This is a genomic window from Kribbella shirazensis, from assembly GCF_011761605.1.
Taxonomy (GTDB): domain Bacteria; phylum Actinomycetota; class Actinomycetes; order Propionibacteriales; family Kribbellaceae; genus Kribbella; species Kribbella shirazensis.
In genome coordinates this window covers 4,670,765-4,686,567 of sequence record NZ_JAASRO010000001.1, presented here as the reverse complement: position 1 = coordinate 4,686,567, position 15,803 = coordinate 4,670,765, and the positions used below count along the sequence as shown (strand labels likewise).

Here is a 15,803-nt window from a genome sequence, read left to right as displayed (position 1 = left end):
GGTGCCCGGAGGCTCCATCCGCCCCGACAAGGAGACTCGCATGCCAGACATCGATCGCCGGAGGTTCCTGCAGCTGGCCGGCGCGTCGGCCGCGTTCGCCGCGATGGCGAACAGTATCGAGCAGGCCGCCGCGATTCCCGCCCGCCGCCGGTTCGGCACCATCCGCGACGTCGAGCACATCGTCGTCCTGATGCAGGAGAACCGCTCCTTCGACCACTACTTCGGCACGCTGAACGGTGTCCGCGGATTCGGTGACCCGCGGCCGGTGACGCTGCCCAGCGGCAAGCCCGTCTGGCATCAGGCGAGTGCCGGCGGGCAGGAGACGCTCCCGTTCCACCCGGAGGCCGACGACCTCGGTCTGCAGTTCCTCCAAGGACTACCGCACAGCTGGCCGGACGGGCAGCAGGCGATCAACGGCGGCAGGTACAACCAGTGGATCGCGGCCAAGTCCGCGGTCACGATGGCCTACCTGACCCGCGAGGACATCCCGTTTCACTTCGCACTCGCGGACAAGTTCACCATCTGCGACGCCTACCACTGCTCCTTCATCGGCGCGACCGACCCGAACCGGTACTACCTGTGGACCGGCTACACCGGGAACGACGGCACCGGCGGCGGCCCGGTCCTCGGCAACGACGAGCTCGGGTACGGCTGGACGACGTACCCGGAACGCCTCGAGCAGGCCGGCGTGTCGTGGAAGATCTACCAGGACATCGGCGACGGACTCGACGCGGCCGGGCACTGGGGCTGGATCGAGGACGCGTACCGCGGCAACTACGGCGACAACTCGCTGCTCTACTTCAACAACTACCGCAACGCACAACCCGGCAATCCCCTGTACGACAAGGCGCGCACCGGCACGAACGCCAAGGCCGGTGAGAACCTGTTCGCGCGACTGGCCGCCGACGTGCAGGCCGACCGGCTGCCGCAGATCTCCTGGATCACCGCGCCCGAGGCGTTCAGCGAGCATTCGAACTGGCCGACGAACTACGGCGCCTGGTACATCTCCCAGGTCCTGGACGCACTCACCGCGAACCCGGAGGTCTGGAGCAGGACCGCGCTGTTCGTCACGTACGACGAGAACGACGGCTTCTTCGACCACGTCGTACCGCCGTACCCGCCGGCCTCGGCGTCCCAGGGGCTGTCCACCGTCGACACCACGCTCGACCGCTACCCGGGCAGCAGCAAGTACGTCGCCGGCCCGTACGGTTTCGGTCCCCGCGTGCCGATGGTCGTGGTGTCGCCCTGGAGCACCGGCGGTTACACCTGCTCGGAGGTGTTCGACCACACGTCGATCATCCGGTTCATGGAGAAGCGGTTCGGCGTGCACGAGCCGAACATCTCGCCGTGGCGCCGGGCGATCTGCGGCGACCTCACGTCGGCGTTCGACTTCGGTACGTCCACCACCCGGCCGGCCGAGCTTCCGGACACGTCGGCGTACGAGCCGCCGGACAACGACCGGCACCCGGACTATCGGCCGGTCCCGCCCGCGGTCGGCAGCATCCCGGCCCAGGAGCGCGGGCGGCGCCCGACCAGGCCGTTGCCCTACGCACCGGCCGTCGACGGAGCGGTTGCCGACGGCAAGTACAAGCTGACCTTCAGCTCCGGGCCGCGCGCCGGCGCCCAGTTCCTCATCACGGCCGCCAACCGCACCGACGGCCCCTGGACGTACACCACCGAGGCCGGCAAGAGCCTCGCCGACAGCTGGAACCCGGTCTACTCCGGCGGCGTCACCGACCTCACCGTGCACGGCCCGAACGGCTTCCTCCGCGCGTTCAAGGGCAAGCCCGCCACCACCCTCGAGATCACCGCCCGCGAGAACGCCACCACGGGCAACGTCGTTCTCACCTTCACCACCGACGCCGCCCGCCGTGTCACCATCACCAACGCGTACACCGGTACAACCCAGCACCTCGACCTACTCACGGGCACCACCACCCGCACCATCACCACCACGAGCCGCTGGTACGACGTCTCGATCACAACAGACGCCGACGGCACGTACCTCCGCCGCTTCGCCGGCCACGTCGAAACCGGCACCCCAGGCACCAGCGACCCGGCGATCAGGACCGTCTAGGTCAGGACCGCGAGGCCGGCCAGGGTCAGGTAGACGCCTCCGGTGGTTTGCTTGATCCTGCGCCGGGCTTGTGGTGATCCGTGGAGGTGCCTCGCGAGGCTGCCGGCTGCCATGGCGTACGTCGCGTCGCAGGCCGCGGCCAGGAGGACGAAGCATGCGCCGAGGACGAGGATCTGTCCGGACCCCTCCGCCGGACGGACGAACTGTGGCAGGAACGCGAGGAAGAACAACACGGTCTTCGGGTTCAGCAGGTCGACGAGGATGCCGTCGCGGATCATCCGGAGATGGTTCCTCGGCGGCGCGCGGTGCTTCGGCGCCTCGTCCTTCAGCGGGCGGAGCTCGCGAACACCCATCACGAGCAGGTAGGCGGCACCGGCGTACCTGATCAACCGGAACAGATCCGGTGACGACACGAGCACCGCCCCCAGTCCCGCGGCCGCCGCGACGACGTGCACGAGTGCTCCGAGTTCCAGACCCAGCACTGACGCGAGCCCCGCGGTACGGCCGTGGCGCAGGCTGGTGGTGACGACGTACGCGACCGACGGCCCGGGGACGACGAGCACCACCAGAGCGGCCAGGCAGAAGGACGCGATTGTTGTTCCATTCGGCATGTTCCCCCCTCACGGGAGGACGGTACGGACGGCCGCTGCCAGTTCGCTGTCAGTCCGGACGACCCACCTGATCGGTAGAGTGGTTCGTCATATCTCTCGGGGGTGAGATGGGACAGCTCGACATACGGCTGCTCGGGCCGTTCGAGGTCCGTCGGGACGGGTGGGTGGTGCCGGTTCCGGGCCGCAAGGTCCGGGCCCTGCTGGCGGTGCTCGCGTTGCACTGCGGGCGGACGGTGCCGGTCGACGTGCTCGGCCGCGCGCTGTGGGCGGACGATCCGCCGCAGCGGCTCCGGGGCAGCCTGCAGACGTACGTCGGGCGACTGCGCCGCGTCCTCGGCGACGACGCGATCGCCACCGAACCGACCGGCTATCGTCTCGACCTCCCGCCGGAGTGTGTCGACGTACGGCGGTTCCATCAACTGCTCGACGCGGGGAATCCCGAACAGGCGTTGACATTGTGGCGCGGAGATCCGTTCGCGAGTGCGATCTCACCGTGGCTGGAGGAACACGACGCACCGGCACTCGTGGAGCGTTACCTCACGGCTTGGGAGCAGCTCCCCGATCCCGACATCCCAGAACTCCACAAGCTCACGACGCGCTATCCCTTCCGGGAAACCCTCTGGCTTCGACTGTTCACAGCGCTGCGCGACGCCGGCCGCTCCGCCGAGGCGCTGGACCGCTACGAGACCTTCCGCACCCACCTCGCCGACGAACTCGGCACCGACCCCACACCCGAACTCCAGGCGATCCACCGCAGCCTCCTACAGGGACACCCGACGGACACCCGCCAAGGTCTCCCCCACGACCTCACCCGCTTCTTCGGCCGCGACGAGGAACTCCTCCAACTGGACCGCCTGCTGCGCAGCTCCCGCCTGGTGACGATCGCCGGTGCACCCGGCGCGGGCAAGACTCGACTGAGCCGTGAGTTCGCGGTCCGGTTCGCCGATCGCGTCGTACTGGCGGAACTCGCGTTGGCTCCTTCGGTGCAGACCGCCGTCGACGAGGCGCTCGGCGAGACGGACCCGGCGGATCTGTTGCTGATTCTGGACAACTGCGAGCACATGGCGACCGCGGCAGCCGAGCTGGTGGGGCGGATGCTCGCGAGCTGTCCGAGCCTGCGGATCCTGACCACGAGTCGAGTGCCGCTGGGTGCGTCCGGCGAGCAGGTCTACCGGCTTCCGCCGCTCGCGCCCGCGCCCGCGATCGAACTGTTCGCCGATCGCGCCGCACTGGTCGCCGGTGCGCATCCGCAGGACCGCTCCACCGTGGATCTGATCTGCCGGCGACTGGACGGCCTGCCGCTCGCCATCGAACTCGCCGCGGCTTGGAGCCGGGTGCTCTCGCCGCGTCAGATCCTCGACCGGCTCACACCCCTGCTGCAGGATGCGCCCGGGGGCCAGCGCACGATGAGCGCAGCGATCGACTGGAGCTACCACCTTCTGTCCGCGCCGCAGCAGCTGCTGTTCGAACGTCTTGCCGTGTTCACCGGCGGATTCGACCTCGCCGCGGTCGAGGCCGTCGCCGGTCTCGGCGACGAACTCCTCGGTGCCCTGACCGGGCTCGTGGACCACTCGCTCGTGCTGACCGTCAGCCTGCACGACGGACACGTGCGCTACCGCCTATTGGAGCCGGTCCGCCAGTACGCCGCTTCGCTCCTCGGCGACTCGCCGTCGCTCCGAGCGCGACATGCGGCGCACTACCTCACGGTCGCACAGCAAGGCGATGCGAACCTGCGCGGACCCGACCCGGCCGCGACCCTGATCGGGTTGCAGCCGGATGAGGCCAACCTGCTGTCGGCCTCGAGCTGGGCACGGACTCAGCCCGGCGATCTCGTCCTGCGGCTGGCGACCGCCACCGCCTACTTCTGGGAACACCGCGCCTACGTCAACGACGCCCGATCGCGCCTGGAGGAGTTCCTGGATCGTGGCGACCCGGCCCTGCGCGCATCCGCACTCACCCGGCTGGGACGCCTGGCCTGGCGTCAGCGTGACTACGCGGCCGCGAAGGCTGCCTACGAGCAGAGCCTCGCTCTGAGACTGCAGCTCGGCGACGAGCCGGGGACCGCCCGCGCGCTCCGCAATCTCGCGCTCGTGGCCGCCTCCACCGGACAGACCTCGTACGCCGTCGAGCTGTGTCAGCAGAGCATCGCCAGGTTCCGGCGCAGTGACGACGACCAGGGCCGCGGCTGGACCTTGACCGTGCTGGCGCTGGCCCACTTCGAGGACGGCGAGTGGGACCTCGGTGCCGAGCGCTACCGGGAGGCGCTGACACTGAGCGGCTCGAACGGAGGATCGGCGCTCGCCCTCAACGCCCGACTCGGTCTTGCGTACGCGGCCGCCGCGACCGGCGACGTACGGACGCATCGCGCGCAGCTCACCGCGATCGTCGCCCACCTGCGGAAGGCATCCGGGCTGATCGAGGATCCGGAGTGGCTGTGGGCGAGCACCAGTCTGGCAGCGGCCGAAGGTCGCCACCACGCAGCGCTCCGGCTCGCCGGAGCCGCCACCACGCAGCGCTCCGGCTCGCCGGAGCCGCCGCCGCGCTGAGCCGGCGCGGCGGCCGGATGTCCGGCACGATGACCGCGTTCTGCGAGCGCGTCGTCGACAGCCTGCGGGCGCAGGCGGGCCGGCGGGCTGCCGACAGATTGATGGCGGCGGGCCGCCGGCTCAGCCAGGACGAGTTGATGACCGAGGCACTCGCGCCGCCCACGCCGACGGACAAGCCGCTCAGCAGCCGGGAGCTCGAGGTCGCGGAGCTGGCCGGGCAGGGCCTCAGCAACGAACAGATCGCGAGCACGCTGGTGATCTCCCGGCGGACCGTCGAGACCCATCTCGACCACATCAGGCAGAAACTGGACCTGACCAGCCGGTACGAGATCGTGGCCTGGGCACTGTCACGATCCGGGTGAATCCGGATGTGCCGGTCCGCGGCCACCGACCAGTCTGGCGGTATGGACTACGTCTTCGACAGTGACAGTGAGCTCGGACACGATCACCTCGATCATCTCGGGAACGTGCTGGACCCGCCGACCCGGTGGTGCCTGGAGCGACTCGGCCTCGGGCCGAACGCGCGGTGCCTCGAGCTCGGCGCCGGATCGGGCTCGATCGCGAACTGGCTCGCCGCCCGGACCGGCGAGGTCGTCGCCGTCGACATCGCCACGACCCAGCTCGCGGATGCCGCGCCCGGCGTGAAGGTGCTGCAGCACGATCTGCGCGACGGCCTCGGCGTGGACGGTCCCTTCGACCTGATCCACGCACGACTCGTCCTGCTCCACATTCCCGAGCGGGAGAAGATCTTCACGCAATTGGTCGACGCGCTCGCGCCGGGCGGTCACCTTGTCCTCGGCGACTTCACCGGCCGGGTCTTGCAGCCGATCGCCGTACCGGCGCCCGAAGACAGCGCGCTGTGGGAACGCATGCAGTACCTGTCCCATGAGATCGTCGGCAAGACTCGCGGGATCAGCCTCAGCTGGGCCGCCGAAGTCCCGCACCGGATGACGGCGGCCGGGCTGGTCGACGTCCACACGACCGAGTACTCCGAAACCACCGCAGGCGGCAGCGACGGCTGTCTCCTGCACCGCAATCTCAACCGGCAGGCCGAACCTCTCCTGCTCGCCGCCGGCGCCACCACGGACGAGCTCGCCCGCTACCGCGCGCTGATGCTCGACCCGCGCTTCCGGGCGTGGTTCTACCAACTCCTGTACACCAGCGCCCGGAAGCCCGCCTAGATGATCGGCGCCTCCGGCTTGGTGGTGTCGCCGGGGGTGCTGTCGTCGACGTGCTCGAGTTCGTCGACGGCGATGCGGCTGGTCCAGCGCAGGTCGGGGTCGGGTTGCGGGATGGAGTCGAGCAGCAGCTTGGTGTACGGGTGGGACGGGTCGTGCATCACCGTGGAGACCGGTCCGCGTTCGACGATCTGGCCCTTGGTGATGACCATGACCTCGCCGCCGAGGTAGTACACCGTCGACAGGTCGTGGGTGATGAACAGTGTCGTCATCCCGTGCTGGCGCTGGAAGTCGAGCAGGATGTCCAGGAAGTGCTTACGCACCTGGGCGTCCAGCATCGACACCGGCTCGTCCGCGATGATGAACGACGGCCGCAGCATGTGCACCCGCGCCAGCATGATCCGCTGGCGCTGACCGCCGGAGAGCTGGTGCGGGTACCGTCCCAGCACGTTCTCCGGCTCCAGCCGTACCGCGCGCAGCGACTCCTCGATCAGCTCGAGGCCCTTGGCGCGGGTGTCCGCGAGCTTGAACTTCTTCACCGCCTTCCAGAGCGCGCGATCCACCCGGTAGAACGGGTTGAAGATCGCGTACGGGTCCTGGAAGACGGGTTGGACGTCGCGCCGGTACTCGTCGTACTCGGCCCGGTTCAGTTTGAAGATGTCCTTCCCGCCGTACAGCACCGACCCGGCCGTGGGTTTCTGCAGACCGAGCACGTTCCGCGCGATCGTGCTCTTCCCGCTGCCGCTCTGACCGACCAGGCTGACGATCTGCGGCGGCGACGCGGCCAGGCTGAAGCTCACGTCGTCCACCGCGGTGATGTACCCCTCGGCCACGCCGCGGGCGTGGAATCGTTGCTGTACGCCACGAAGTTCGAGTTCCGACTTCACGATGCCCTCCGTCCCAGCTTGGGGATCGACTCGATCAGCTGCCGGGTGTACGCGTCCTGCGGGTTCTTGAACACCTGCCGGACGTCGCCGACCTCGACCAGCCGGCCCTCGTACATCACCGCGACCCGGTCGGCCAGCTGCGCATGCACGCCCATGTCGTGCGAGATCACCATCAGCGTGACGCCGAAGTCGGTGCGCAGATCCGCCAGCGACTGCAGGATGACCCGCTGGATCGTCACGTCCAGCGCGGTCGTCGGCTCGTCCGCGATCACCAGGTCCGGTTCGAGTGCGACCGCGATCGCCATCAGCACGCGCTGTTTCATCCCGCCGGACAGCTCGTGCGGATACATCCGGGCCACGCGCGGCTCCAGGCCGACCTGGCCGAGCAGCCGCGGCACCAGCTCGCCCAACGAGTCCTTGCGTTCGGGCGCGTGCTCGATGATCACGTCCTTGAACTGGTCCTGCACGCGCATCACCGGGTTCAGCGAACTCATCGAGCCCTGCGGGAGGTACGACAGCGCACTCCAGCGCAGGACCCGCAGCTCCTCGCCGTGCACCTTCAGCAGGTCCACCGGCGACCGGCCGGCCGGATGGAACATCGCGGAACCGCCGGTCACCTTGCCCGGCGCCTTCAGGAGCCGGAGCAGGGCGACTGCCAGCGTGCTCTTGCCGCTGCCCGACTCCCCGGCGATCCCGAGGATCTCGCCGCGGCGGACGTCGAGGTCGATCCCGCGGACCGCCTTCACGTCGCCCCGGTTGGTGGAGTACGCGACCTCGAAGCCTTTGATCTCCAGTACGTTACTCACCGGCCACTCCCCTCAGTCGCGGGTTGTAGACCTCTTCGAGGCCGATGTTCACCATGTTCAGCGCCGCGAACAGCAACGTCAGCAGCACGATCGGCACCACGAACATCGGCCACGCGCCCAGCGTCAGCGCGCCGGTGGTGATCGCGTTGAAGATGATCTGCCCGAGGTCGATGACACCACCCGGCCCGAGCCCGATCACCTCCAGGCCGACCAGCCCGAAGATCGCGCCGAGCGCCGACGACGCGAAACCGACGCCGATGAACGGCAGCAGGTTCGGCAGCAGCTCGGTGACGATGATCTCCAGGTCGCGGGCCTTGCTCACCCGCGCCAGGTCGACGTACGGGCGGGTTCGCAGGCTGAGCACCTGGGACCGGATCGTCTTGGCCGCGAACGGCCAGGAGAAGATCGAGATCATCACGCCGACCTGGAACAGGCTGACGTTCTTGGCGTACGCCGAGAGCGCGATCAGCAACGGGAACGTCGGGATCACCAGCAGGATCCCGGTGAACGTCGACAGGATGCCGTCGATCCACCCGCCCTTGTAGCCGGCCACGAAGGCCACGATCACGCCCACGACGGTGGAGATGACACCGGCGATCGCGCCGATCTGGAGCGACACCGAGAGCGCCTTCACGACCATCGCCAGCACGTCCCGGCCGAACTGGTCGGTGCCCAGCACGTGTCCCGGCCCGGGCACCAGCCACTTCTCGTACGCCGCCACCTCGATCGGGTCCTTCCCACCCCCGATCAGCTTCACGATCAGCGGGCTGAACAAGGCCAGCAGCACCATCACTGCGAGGATCGCGAGCCCGCTCGCCAGTCGCCGGCTGTTCCGGATCGTGCGCAGTACCGCAGTCAGAAGTCTCATCGTCATCACTTCCAGTACTTGACCCGCGGGTCAAGCAGCGGGAGCAGGAGGTCGAGGAGCAGCACGGCGGTCAGCACCGAGAAGATCGCGATGTTGGTCACCCCGAGGATCGTGTTGAAGTCGAGCTGCTGGATCGCGGTGACCAGCGTGGTCCCGAGACCCGGGTAGTTGAACAGCTGCTCGACGAGCACGTTGCCGTTGAAGATGAAGCCCAGCGAGATGCCGAACGCGGTGATCTGCGGCAGGTAGCAGTTCCGCAGCGCGTACCGGGTCAGGATCCGCCAGCCCTTCAGGCCCTTCGCCTCGGCGTACACCAGGTAGTCCTCGCCGAGGATCGGCACCATCAGCATCCGGGTGGACAGGATCCAGCTGAACGTCCCGATCAGGACGATCGACAACCCGGGGAGCAGCCCGTACTTGAGCACGCTGCCGATGAACGCCAGGGATATCCCGGGGTCGATCCGCGAGTCGTACGCCGATCTGGCCGGCAGCATGCCCATCGAGTACGCGAAGATGTACACCAGGATCAGCGCGACGAAGAAGTACGGCACGTGCGACAGCGCGATCGAGAGGTTCGTCGCGATCCGCGAGCCGAGCTTGCCGCGCCGCCAGCCCGCGATCGCGCCGATGACGACACCGAGGATCCACGCCAGCACCGCGGACAGGCCGAGCAGACCGATCGTCCAGGGCAACGACCTGAGGATGACGGTCTGTGCCGGCGTCGGGTAGTTGATCAGCGACGGTCCCATGTCGCCGTGCAGGACCAGCTTCTCCATGTACTTCAGGTACTGGGAGAACAGGTTCCCGGTGAGACCGAACTCCTGCTGGTAGCGCGCGATCAGCTCGGCGCTCGCCTGCGCGTTGTAGATGTAGTTCTGCTGCAGTGTCTGGATCAGGGTCTGGATCGGGTCGCCGGGCATCAGGCGGAAGAAGAAGAACGTGATGGTGAGCGCACCCCACAGCTCCACCAGGTAGAGCCCGAGCCTTCGGATCGAGTACGCCGCCAGCGGATGCCGCGACAGCCAGGCCCGCACCCCGGACCGGGGTGCGGAGTCCTGGCTCTTGTCGACAGCTACCACCGGCGGCGCCTCAGCCGTCACGCCGGTCCCTTCTGCCCGGTGGCGCTGATCTTGGCGAGCACGAAGATGAAGTGCGGCCACCAGTTCAACGGCACCTCGTACAGGTTGTCGTCGGTCGGCCAGTCCTTCCAGAACGCGGTGTTGAAGTACTGCGGGTACCCGGTCTGGATGACCGGCAGCAGCGGCAGTTTCTGGAAGTAGATCTCCAGGGCCTGCTCGAGCAGCGGCTTGGCCTCCTCGCTTTCCGGGTCCATCCCGGTCAGCTTCCGGATGATCTCGTCGAACGCCGGATCCCGGAACCGCATCTTGTTCTTGTTCGCGGCGTTCTTGCCGATCGGTTGGGCCTTGCTGCTGTCCCAGTCGGTGTAGAGCTGTGCGGGGTCGATGGCGAACCCGGCCCACTGGGAGTCGATGTCGTACTCACCGCGCTGGAACTTCTCGTCGTGCACACTGCCGGAAAGGCTGCGCAGCGTGCACGGCACGCCGACCTTGGCGAGATCGGTCTTCAGCACGTTCGCGATCGCGTACTCGGCCTTGTCGACCTGCGCGGGCGTGATGATCTCGAGGTTGATCTCCTTGCCCTTGTACGTGCGCTTGCCGGCCGCGTTCTTCGGCGCGATCTCGTCGAGCAGCGCGGTCGCCTTCTCCAGGCTGTACTCGAACTTGTACTTGTTCGCCAGCTCGTCGTTCTTCCACTTGTCGTTGGTCGGGTAGTCCGCCCACGGGTAGATCGCGGGCGGCACCTTCACGTCCCACACCGACGTCCCGATCTTCTCCCGGTCGAGGCAGTGGTTGATGGCCCAGTGCATCTTCGGCTCCGCCATCACGCCCCTGGCCGGGTCGCAGTTCAGCCACATCACCCGTGGGTTCGGGTCGTGGAACTGCGTCGTGACCAGGTTCGGGTAGCCGGTGTTGCTCAGCTGGGTGGCGTGCTGGGTGTCGATCGAGCCGACGTCGAACTCCGCGCGCTCGAACGCCAGCGACGCCTGGTCGAGCTGCTTCGAGGTGCTCTGGAACACGACGTACTGCGGCTTGACGTCGAGCTTGTCCTTGTTCCAGTAGTTCGGGTCCTTCTCCCAGACGAACATCTTCTGGTTCCGGATCGCCTGCTTCAGCTTGTACGGGCCGGAGCGGACCGGCGGGTTGTCCTTGTACTTCGTCAGGTCCTGCGACTTCCAGATGTGCTCGGGCAGGATGTTGTTCGGCGCGCCCGCGATCGCCGCGATGAAGTTGTAGTGGAACCGCGGCGTCGGTTTGAGGAACTTGACCACCGCCGTCTGCGGGTCGGGCACCTCGACGGTCTTGACGAACTCCTTCAGTTCGCCGCCGCCGCCGAACAGCTCGGGCCGGTCCTTGAGCGCCATCACCGTGAACCTGAAGTCGTTCGCACCGAGCGGCTTACCGTCGTTCCAGTGGGCCTTCGGGTCGAACTTGAGCGTCAGCTCGGTGTGGTCGTCGTTGTACTTGTACTCGGTCGCCAGCCACGGCGTGAGCTTGCCGGTGGCGAAGCTGAGGAAGAACAGCGGCTCGGTGGCCAGCTCCACGCCGGCACCACTCGGGTTGCCGTTCGGGATCATCCCGTTGAAGCTGTCGAAGACGGTGTACTCGACCTGGCCGACGATCACCGTCTGCTCCCGCGGGACCGGGATGTTGGCCTTGCCGATCTGGATGGACTTGGTGGCGGCGGGCTTGGCGTTGGCCGGCTTGTCCGAGTAGGAGCCGCCGTCGGAGCAGGCTGCCAGGAAAGCGGTCATCGCTGCCGCGGCACCTCCTCCGAGCATGCTGCGACGGCTCAACTGGTACCGGACGACATCTTCGACATCTTCGTACTGCGGGCGCGGTGCGTCATTCATGATGAATGTCACCTCCGTTTGCGTTGCGTGGACAGGCCGGTCACGGACCGAGAGGTGCCACGGACTATAAGGAGGCCTGACAACGTTGACAAGAGTTCGTTGCCACGTTGAAACCGCGTCGTCATATCCGCAGATCAGTCGATATACCAACCGTTGACAACGTTGCTCGCTCTGCGTGACTCCCGTCAGGCGGAAACGCTTCCAAAAACGGTCACACCGCGTACAACTCCGGGGTGGGCAAGCCGTCGGGGCGGCCGGTTCCGGTCAGTCGTAGACGGCGTCGACCAGAAGTTCCACGGAACGGTCCGGTTCGTTGAGGACCGCGCGGATCACGTGCCGCTGGTCCCACCGGCCGGCCGCCCAGGCCAGCGCCTTGGCCAGCCCGTCGAAGGTCGCCGCGTGCGGGCCGCCGTCGGCGTCCACCCACCACGAGACCTCGACGCCGTCGACGGTGAGCTCCTCGTGCTCCCACCACGTCGCCGGTACCTCGGGGACGAGTTCACGGACGATCGCCGGCACGTCGGCCGCCGTACCGGTGCCGTCGATCTTGCCTTCGGCAACCTCCTGGGCGAGCGGGACGTCGAACAGGTCGCTGAGCCCGTCGGCGGCGGCGCCGGAACCGATCACGAAACCGCCGAGGTCCTCCCGCTGCACCCACATCGGCCCGTCGATCACGACCGCGCGATCCGCGTCGATCACCCGGGTGACGCCGTCCGTCCCGAGCACGCGGACCTGGGCCGGCGCGTCGCCGGGGAACAGCGCGAGCGTGCCGAGCCGCGTCCACAGCGTCAGGATCGCGGCCTCGTCGACCTCGCGCTCCGGGTCGGCCAACCGGTCGAGGACGAGCGCGAGACCGTCGGCGTCGAGATCGCCGGCGTCACGGACCAGGCCGACCGCCGTGCGGACCTCGGGATCGAGGCCGGCTGTCCAGGCGGGTGCTTCGTCGAGGAAGCTCGCGAGCACCGGTTCGGCGTCCGGATCGGCGCGGCCGGCGAGCGGGTCGCCGTCGTCGAGGAGGACGTGTTCGCGGATCCACCAGGCGGCGTACGACGGTACGCCGAGCGGGCGGTCGTCGGGGCCGACGACACGGACCTGGGTGACGAGCGCGCGGCGCAGATCGGGTTCGGATCCCAGCAGTGCAAGGGTTCTCGGCCAGCTCTCGTCGGTGATCCAGTCGAGGTCGCGGATCGCGAGAAGCTCGCCGACGGTCGCCCCGTACGGCGATCCGCCGGGCGCCACGTCGTACACCCAGTCCTCGATCCCGTCGAGGTCCTGGAGCGCTTCGGGGAGCTGATCGAGGGCGACATCGGAGGCGGTCACGACGCCGAGGGTCGCGAGGACGCCGACGGCCTCCAGCGCGGGCCTGCCGTAGCGCTCGACGAGGTCGTGCGCGATCGGCGCGACCTCCTCGGGGTCGAGGATCACCTGGGCGTCGGAGCCCTCGAGGACGAGGGCGTTCGCGGGGACGGGATCGCCGTCGGCGTCGCGCAGTACGAGGTCGGAGAGCCACCACAGGCCGTCGGCCTGGGACGGGTCGGCGGCGACCAGTCCGAGGACGGCGTGCGCGATCGCATCCGGGTCGTCGGCGTCGGCGGAGTGCTCGACGGCGGTTCGGACGGCTCCGTCTTCGAGGAGCGTGCGTGGGGTGGCGGGGATCGCGCCGAGGCGTTCGAGGACCGGGTCGACGGCGTCCGGGTGGACGACGCGGACGCCGTACTCACTGAAGGCGGCGAGCGTGTCGACCGGGATCTCCGGTCCGGGGAGGAGCAGGCCGCGGGCCCCGCGAACGAGCCGCCCGTCGGCGAGCGGTACCGGGAGGGTGCCGAGGGCCTCGCGGATCAGCGGGTCGGTGGTCATGGTCGAGAGCGCGCTGTAGAGCGTGCGCCACCAGGTCGGCGATTCCTGTCCCCCGAGCTGGTCGATCACCTCGGAGAGCTCGAGCCGTCGTACTCGTAGCGCGTCCAATGGTTGTCGATGCTCACGGCGCGCGTGGATGAGGCCTGGTACGAGCGGCGCCAGGACCTCGGCGAACGCCTCGTCGGCCCCTTCCACGACGACCGCGTCGCGCGGGCGCAGGAGGGTCCCGTCGACGCCACGCAGGAGTGGTACGCCGGGCAGGACCTCGAGGATCGCGTCCCGCAGCATGCGATCCACCGTCCCCGCCGCGAGCCCGGTCGGCACCAGCCGCAGTACGTCGTCCCCGTCCGCGGCCCGCTCGCGCAGGAGTTCGCCGTACGCCGTCGACGCCTCCTGGACGAGCCGCTCCGTCAACGGTCCCTTGGCCACGTGCCGCCGGGTGGAGTCGAGCGGGAAAGTTGCCAACAGCAACGCGGGAAGTGCGAACGGTTCGTCCGTCGGTGTCGGTGCGTGGACGACCCCCGGGAGGTTCGCCGTCGCCCCGCCCGGTTGGCCCGCTTCGGTGCGCGGCACCGCCCAGACGATGGACCAGTTCGGGCGGCTCCGTTCCTCGGTGGGCCGGTCCGACAGGAGCTGCTCGCGTTCGGCGTCGTCGAAGACACCGGTCGCGCGGTGGATCCACCAGCGGGCGTCGACGTTCTCGAGGACTCGGCGGGTGTCGTCGGTCTCGATCTCGATGCGTTCGAGGCCCGGGAGAGCGAGGAGGAGCGCGTCGTCGGACTCGGTCAGGAGTCGGCGGACGAGCTCTGCGGCGGCCTCGTCGCGCAGCGGGAGGATGACGACGGTGTCGTACCCGATGGGCGGCTCGCCGTCGGCGTCGAACGGGAGGCGGAGGACGGGGACGTGCCCGTCGCGACGGCGTACCTCGGTGTCCAGAGGTGCTGACGCGAGGTCGGCGATCGCGGCGGCGGTGTCGGCCCGGGAGAATCGCACACCGCCGGTCCGCGACAGGATCACCGGTTCATCGCTCACCGCGAGCACAGCGGAGAACCCGACCCCGAACCGCCCCACCTCGCCACCCGAGCCGGCTCCGTCACGCTTCGCCGAGGCTCGGAGCGTCGCGAGGGACTCGACGCCCTCGGCGTCCAGCGGCGCGCCTGTGTTGGCGACGACGAGAGTGTTGTCGCGGAACTCGTACAGCACGCGACCCGGCGTACCGGCGCGGGCGGCCGCATCGGCGGCGTTCTGGGCGAGTTCGATCACCAGGCGGTCGACGTACCCGCCGAGTGCCAGCTCCTCCTCGGCGTTCGCGTCCTCCCGGAACCGGACCGGCGCCGCCGCCCACCCGGCCAGCACCCGCTCGCGAATCCCCGCCGTACCGAACACGTCGTCAGCCACCGGGGCAGTATGCCGCACGCCGACCAGCCGACCTCCGCGGGCGCAGGCGGCTGTCCGGGGAGGCATCACCCCGGACAGCGCGTCGCCGGATTCCTCAGGTGCTGCGAGGTGCCGCGGCCCGGCCGACTGTCAGTCCGAGGGCGACCATGCCGACGCCCAGCACGAGATGCAGCCAGTTGTCCGCGGTGTTCAGCGGCACGAAGTTCGCCGTACTGGCCTGGTCGATCAGCAGTCCGTAGATCCACAGGACCAGGTAGACGACGCCACCGCCGATCAGGTAGGTCCGGGCACCGTTGAACGTCCGCGCCATCGCCAGACCGACAACGCCGAACAGCAGGTGAACGATGTTGTGCAGCACCGAGACCTGGAAGACGCCGATCAGCAATGCCTCCGATTCGTGCCCCGCGAACGTCATCGTGTCGTAGTCGGTGGTGATCCCGGGAATGAATCCCAGCACACCGACCAGGAGGAAGACCGCAGCTACGACCGTCGCGGCCAGCTGTCCTGTCGTGGCGGTCATCCGGTTCGCGTGTACATCCGACATCTCGACCAACTCCTCTGGCCGTCGGACTCCACCGGCTGTCCCGGCGGATTGTGCCGCTCCGGTACCCAGCGGTGGGCCCTATCAGCCCCGGACGGCTGC

Annotated in this window: 12 protein-coding genes; 4 read left to right on the top strand and 8 right to left on the bottom strand. The window is 68.6% G+C overall.

The annotated features are described in order from the left end of the window. The first annotated feature begins 40 nt into the window (after positions 1 to 40). Entirely contained in the window at positions 41 to 2,077 is a 2,037-nt protein-coding gene (locus BJY22_RS22720) for a phosphocholine-specific phospholipase C (RefSeq protein ID WP_167209884.1), read from the top strand. On the opposite strand, the gene BJY22_RS22715 is transcribed toward BJY22_RS22720, so the two are convergent. Beyond that, a complete protein-coding gene (locus BJY22_RS22715) occupies positions 2,074 to 2,688 on the bottom strand; it encodes a LysE family translocator (RefSeq protein ID WP_167209882.1) in 615 nt (204 codons plus the stop codon). The genes BJY22_RS22720 and BJY22_RS22715 overlap by 4 nt on opposite strands. A 107-nt stretch (positions 2,689 to 2,795) precedes the next feature. Here BJY22_RS22715 and BJY22_RS22710 point away from each other — a divergent pair, with 107 nt between their 5' ends. From BJY22_RS22710 to BJY22_RS22700, 3 genes are read left to right on the top strand one after another with little or no spacing between them, the layout of a single operon-like run. Further along, entirely contained in the window at positions 2,796 to 5,234 is a 2,439-nt protein-coding gene (locus BJY22_RS22710) for an AfsR/SARP family transcriptional regulator (protein WP_167209880.1), read from the top strand. A 17-nt stretch (positions 5,235 to 5,251) separates the two neighbouring features. Further along, positions 5,252 to 5,596, top strand: a complete 345-nt coding sequence (locus tag BJY22_RS22705; RefSeq protein ID WP_167209878.1) for a response regulator transcription factor — start codon at positions 5,252 to 5,254, stop codon at positions 5,594 to 5,596. A gap of 42 nt (positions 5,597 to 5,638) precedes the next feature. Then, the gene (locus BJY22_RS22700) at positions 5,639 to 6,415 is read left to right on the top strand and encodes a class I SAM-dependent methyltransferase (RefSeq protein ID WP_167209876.1); all 777 of its coding nucleotides are present in this window, start codon (positions 5,639 to 5,641) and stop codon (positions 6,413 to 6,415) included. Here BJY22_RS22700 and BJY22_RS43020 read toward each other — a convergent pair. The 7 genes from BJY22_RS43020 to BJY22_RS22665 form a co-directional block, all read right to left on the bottom strand. Continuing rightward, positions 6,412 to 7,299 carry an ATP-binding cassette domain-containing protein gene (locus BJY22_RS43020; RefSeq protein WP_167209873.1) on the bottom strand — a complete coding sequence of 296 codons (888 nt, stop codon included), beginning with the start codon at positions 7,297 to 7,299 and terminating at the stop codon, positions 6,412 to 6,414. The two genes, BJY22_RS22700 and BJY22_RS43020, sit on opposite strands and share 4 nt — an antisense overlap. Further along, complete coding sequence (locus BJY22_RS22690) at positions 7,296 to 8,105, bottom strand: ATP-binding cassette domain-containing protein (protein ID WP_167209872.1); 810 nt, start codon at positions 8,103 to 8,105, stop codon at positions 7,296 to 7,298. The genes BJY22_RS43020 and BJY22_RS22690 overlap by 4 nt, the downstream gene beginning before the upstream one ends. Continuing rightward, positions 8,098 to 8,973 (bottom strand): ABC transporter permease, encoded by an 876-nt coding sequence (locus BJY22_RS22685; RefSeq protein WP_238350432.1) that lies wholly within the window; start codon positions 8,971 to 8,973, stop codon positions 8,098 to 8,100. The genes BJY22_RS22690 and BJY22_RS22685 overlap by 8 nt, the downstream gene beginning before the upstream one ends. Positions 8,974 to 8,978: 5 nt before the next feature. Then, entirely contained in the window at positions 8,979 to 10,073 is a 1,095-nt protein-coding gene (locus BJY22_RS22680) for an ABC transporter permease subunit (RefSeq protein WP_167209868.1), read from the bottom strand. After that, entirely contained in the window at positions 10,070 to 11,905 is a 1,836-nt protein-coding gene (locus BJY22_RS22675; RefSeq protein ID WP_167209866.1) for an ABC transporter substrate-binding protein, read from the bottom strand. The genes BJY22_RS22680 and BJY22_RS22675 overlap by 4 nt, the downstream gene beginning before the upstream one ends. A gap of 264 nt (positions 11,906 to 12,169) precedes the next feature. Then, positions 12,170 to 15,160, bottom strand: a complete 2,991-nt coding sequence (locus tag BJY22_RS22670; protein ID WP_337758874.1) for a sacsin N-terminal ATP-binding-like domain-containing protein — start codon at positions 15,158 to 15,160, stop codon at positions 12,170 to 12,172. A gap of 94 nt (positions 15,161 to 15,254) precedes the next feature. Next, positions 15,255 to 15,704, bottom strand: coding sequence for a DUF4383 domain-containing protein (locus BJY22_RS22665; RefSeq protein WP_238350431.1), 450 nt, complete (start codon positions 15,702 to 15,704; stop codon positions 15,255 to 15,257). Positions 15,705 to 15,803 lie beyond the last annotated feature (99 nt).